This is a genomic window from Trebonia sp., assembly GCF_049794275.1.
Taxonomy (GTDB): domain Bacteria; phylum Actinomycetota; class Actinomycetes; order Streptosporangiales; family Streptosporangiaceae; genus Trebonia.
In genome coordinates this window covers 1-4315 of the sequence record NZ_JBARCR010000276.1, presented here as the reverse complement: position 1 = coordinate 4315, position 4315 = coordinate 1, and the positions used below count along the sequence as shown (strand labels likewise).

Here is a 4315-nt window from a genome sequence, read left to right as displayed (position 1 = left end):
ACGACCGCCAGGTACGGCGGCGCGGAAACGGTCGAGCCCACGCCGACCGCGTGGAAGCCCGCCAGGTACTCCGCCCACAGCCGGGACGCCGAGCCCCACGCGGGCACCAGCGCGCCGCCGCCGAGCGGGCTGGTGCCGAGCAGCCTGCGCTCGGCGACCAGAGCGATTACGGTGAGCGCCACGAAGAGCTGGACGCCGGGGTTGGCGATGATCCGGCGGGCGACGGATTGCGTGTCGACGAACTGCTCGTCTTCCGGCTCTTCAGAAGCCGCCTGGTGCATGCCGCCCGAGGCTTGCGGCGGTCCGCTGGACACAAGCCCCGCGATGTCCTCCGCGAGGTGGGCGAGAGTGCGGCCTGGCGGGATGAACGTGCGCGCCGCCGAGTAGCCCTCCCTGCGCCACGCGGCCCGGCGCCGCCTGGCTCGCCACAGCCGCAAGGGGTGGCCGAAAAGCCCCGCTACCCCGTAGAGCTGGGCGGCGGCCAAGTCGAGTTGCTTGGTCATCAGGAAGTAGGCGGCCCGCACCAGCGACCCCACCACGCACCCGGTCATGACGCGGAGCATGGTCAGCAGCGGCAGGTTCACGGCGAGCACGTAAAGCGCGTTGCGCCGGTCCAGCTGGCGCAAGCGGCGCGGCTCACCGTTCGCGGTGTCCCTGCGCCGCCTGGCGGACAGTTCGCGGTGGTACAGCACGGCATCGGTGACGACCTGCACGCGGTAGCCGGCGCCCTGAGCCCGCCAGCAGAAGTCAACGTCGTCGCGGAACAGCTTGAGCCCCGTGTCGAACCCGCCGAGCCTGTCCCAGGCGTCCCGCCTGACGAGCATGCCGGCGGACCCGACCGCGAGCACGGCGCGGTTGTGATCGTGCTGGCCCTGGTCGATCTCACCTGGCTCGATCCCGGTTACACGGCGGCCGGCCCGGTCGATTGAGACGCCGACCTCACGCAGCACGCGGCGGTCCTGCCCGTCCAGCACCTTGGGCCCGAGTGCCACCACCGAGCGGTCCCGGCTCGCCGCCCGCAGCAGGCGCTCGAGCGTCTCGGGGGCTGGCTCGCAGTCGTCGTGCAGGAGCCAGACCCACTCGACGCGCTTCAAATTCGGGTCGGTCCGCGCCATGCGCAGGGCCGCGCTGTGCCGCAGCGCGACCGTGACGGCCTCGCCGTAGCCGGTGTTCCTGTCCATCCCGAACACCGCGTCTTGCCCGATCAGTTCGGCCAGCACCGCTCCGCTGCGGTCACGGCTCCCGGTGTCGACCCCTACGACCCGCTCGGCCGGGTAGGTCTGCGCTTGCAGCGCCTGCACAAGCCCGGGCAGCAAGCGGGCACCGTCGTGCGCGACGATTATCGCGGTGACGGTATGCCGGGTCTGTTGCGGGATAGTTGACAAGACGTCCAGCACTCGTTGGTCGATCACGGCCGTTCCCCGCAGCGACAGCCGGTATGGTGATCAGCCATCCCCTGGGGACAGCGTGAACGATACAAGCCCGTGCATGTTCACGTCTGGATTACAGCCAGATGTCCGCAAGTGAGGGAACGCTGACCCTAGCCCGCCTCGCGTTTGATCCGGCGACGCTCACGCTCGGACAATCCGCCCCAGATTCCGAACCGCTCGTCGTTCTCGAGAGCGTACTCCAGGCACTCGGCGCGTACCTCGCAACTCCGGCAGACCCGTTTGGCCTCCCGGGTGGAACCGCCCTTCTCAGGGAAGAACGCCTCCGGATCCGTCTGCGCGCAGAGCGCACGTTCCTGCCAGCCCAGGTCCTCGACATCTTCCGGACGGACGACGACGTGCGCTAGCGGGACGATGACCTCAGTCAAAGCGCATCCTCCCCTCTAGGAGCCCCCTTGATGCTCGCCACCTTCCCGTGGCGGCAAGAATCACACCAATGAAATTACACCTGCGTGTCTTGCTTCACGTCAAGCGAAGAAGGTGGTATTGACTGCCTTCTTCGCTAAGTTGCGCCGTTGAGGCCCGCAAAAAGCGTCTGACGCGGCCTGATTGTCGCCATCTGTAATCGAGTGAGCACTTACAGTTTACAATGCGTGTCCGCTGCCCGCTACCGATTCGGGGACCGAGGGCAGCCCCCCGCGCGCTACAGCCGGCTCACAGACCTGCGACACTGTCCGCATGCGGATTACCGTCCTCGCTGGCGGCGTCGGCGCAGCGCGCTTCCTGCGCGGCCTGAAGGCGGCTGCCCCCGGCGCCCAGATCACCGTCATCGGCAACACCGGTGACGACATCACCCTGTTCGGCCTGCGCGTGTGCCCAGACCTGGACACGGTCATGTACACCCTCGGCGGCGGTATCAGCGAGGACCAGGGGTGGGGCCGGGCGGATGAGACATTCACCATCCGCGACGAGCTCAGGGCGTACGGCGCGGGCCCGTCGTGGTTCACGCTCGGCGACCGCGACTTCGCGACGCACATCGTGCGGACCCAACTGCTCACGGAAGGCAAGCCGCTGTCGGAGGCCACCAGAGTGCTGTGCGAACGCTGGCAGCCCGGCGTCCGCCTGCTGCCGATGTCTGACGACACGATCGAAACCCACGTGGTTCTCGAGGACTCGGTGATCCATTTCCAGGAGTGGTGGGTCCGGCTGCACGCCCCCGCCCCGGCGAAGGCGATCGTTCCGGTTGGCGCCGCGGAGGCGTCGCCCGCGCCTGGCGTGGCCGAGGCGATCGCCGGCGCGGACTTCGTGCTCTTCCCGCCGTCCAACCCGGTCGTCAGTATCGGCCCGATCCTGGCCGTGCCCGGCATCAGGGAAGCCGTCGAGGCGCAGACCGTGGTCGGCGTCTCCGGGATCATCGGCAGCGCCCCGGTCCGCGGGATGGCCGACGTCTGCCTGGCCACGATCGGCGTGCAGACGTCCGCCGCCGCGGTAGCCGCGCACTACGGCGCGGACCTCATCGACGGCTGGCTGGTCGACGAGCAGGACAAGGCGGCGGCCGACGACCCGGCGCTGGCCGGCATCGCGGTCCGCGCGCTGCCGCTGTACATGCGCGACCTGCCCTCGGCCGCGGCTATCGCACAGGGCGCGATCGACCTGGCGCTGGAGCTGAAGCGATGACCGCCGGTCCGGCAGAGATCCACATTTCCGGTGTCTCCGGGATACCGGAGATCGCGTCGGGAGACGACGTGGCGCGGCTGATCGCCGACGCGGCGCTCGCCGAGGGCGGTCCCGGCCTGCGGGCCGGTGACATCCTGGTGGTCACCTCGAAGGTAGTCAGCAAGGCTGAGGGCCGCGTCGTCTCCGCCACCCGCGAGGACGCGATCGCCGCGGAGACGGTCCGGGTGGTGGCCAGGCGCGGCCAGACGACGATCGCGCAGACCAGGCAGGGGTTCGTCCTTGCCGCCGCCGGGGTGGACGCGTCCAACACTGCCCCCGGCACGGTGGTGCTGCTTCCCGAGGACCCTGACGAGTCCGCCAGGCGGCTGCGCAAGGCGCTGCGCGCCAGGCTCGGGGTAGCCGTGGGCGTGATCGTCACCGACACGATGGGCAGGCCGTGGCGGACGGGCCAGACCGATACGGCGATCGGGGCGGCCGGAGTGCTGCCGCTGCGGGACCACCGGGGCGAGCCTGACACGTTCGGCAACACCCTCGAGGTCACGGTCGCCGCGGTCGCCGACGAGATCGCCGCCGCCGCGGACCTGGTCAAGGGCAAGGCGCTGCAGATACCTGTCGCGATCGTGCGCGGCCTCGCCGCGCTGGTCACCGATTCCGACGGGCCAGGCGCGCGGGCGCTGGTCCGTCCCGCGAACGAGGACATGTTCCGGCTCGGCGCCGCCGACGTGCTGCCGGCCCGCCGCACGGTCCGGTCGTTCACCGGCCAGCCTGTCGACGTCGCCGCCGTCGAACGGGCGATCTCCGCCGCGCTGACCGCCCCGGCACCGCATCACAGCGAGCCCTGGCGGTTCGTGATCGTGTCGTCGGAGGCGGCCCGTGCCGCCCTGCTCGACGTCATGCTCGACGCATGGATAGCCGACCTGCGCGGCGACGGATTCACCGACGACCAGATCGCCCGCCGCACCCGGCGCGGCCTGCCGCTGCGCAACGCGCCGCTGATCGTGATCCCCTGCCTGCAGGCCTCGGCCGCGCACGCCTACCCTGACGAGCGGCGCTCGCGCGCCGAGCAGGACATGTTCACCGTCTCGATGGGCGCCGCGGTGCAGAACCTGCTCGTCGCGCTGGCCGTGGAGAACCTGGGCTCGGCGTGGATCTCCTCGACGCTGTTCTGCCAGGATGTCGCGGCCCGGGCCCTCGACCTGCCCGCCGGCTGGCGCCCGATGGGCGCGGTCGCCGTCGGCCACCCGGCGGCC

Annotated in this window: 4 protein-coding genes; 2 read left to right on the top strand and 2 right to left on the bottom strand. The window is 70.6% G+C overall.

The window, feature by feature from the left end; genetic code table 11:
* Positions 1-1412 (bottom strand): glycosyltransferase family 2 protein (locus WA805_RS07885; RefSeq protein ID WP_425242006.1); only part of this gene is annotated, 1412 nt, incomplete at its 3' end.
* Positions 1413-1540: 128 nt separating this feature from the next.
* The gene (locus WA805_RS07880; protein WP_422276971.1) at positions 1541-1804 is read right to left on the bottom strand and encodes a WhiB family transcriptional regulator; all 264 of its coding nucleotides are present in this window, start codon (positions 1802-1804) and stop codon (positions 1541-1543) included.
* Between the two features lie 322 nt (positions 1805-2126).
* Here WA805_RS07880 and cofD point away from each other — a divergent pair, with 322 nt between their 5' ends.
* Together cofD and WA805_RS07870 are read left to right on the top strand one after the other, a co-directional pair.
* A complete protein-coding gene (gene cofD, locus WA805_RS07875) occupies positions 2127-3065 on the top strand; it encodes a 2-phospho-L-lactate transferase (protein WP_422288900.1) in 939 nt (312 codons plus the stop codon).
* On the top strand, positions 3062-4315 hold a 1254-nt coding region (locus WA805_RS07870), incomplete at its 3' end, for a coenzyme F420-0:L-glutamate ligase (RefSeq protein ID WP_425242005.1). The genes cofD and WA805_RS07870, both read left to right, overlap by 4 nt.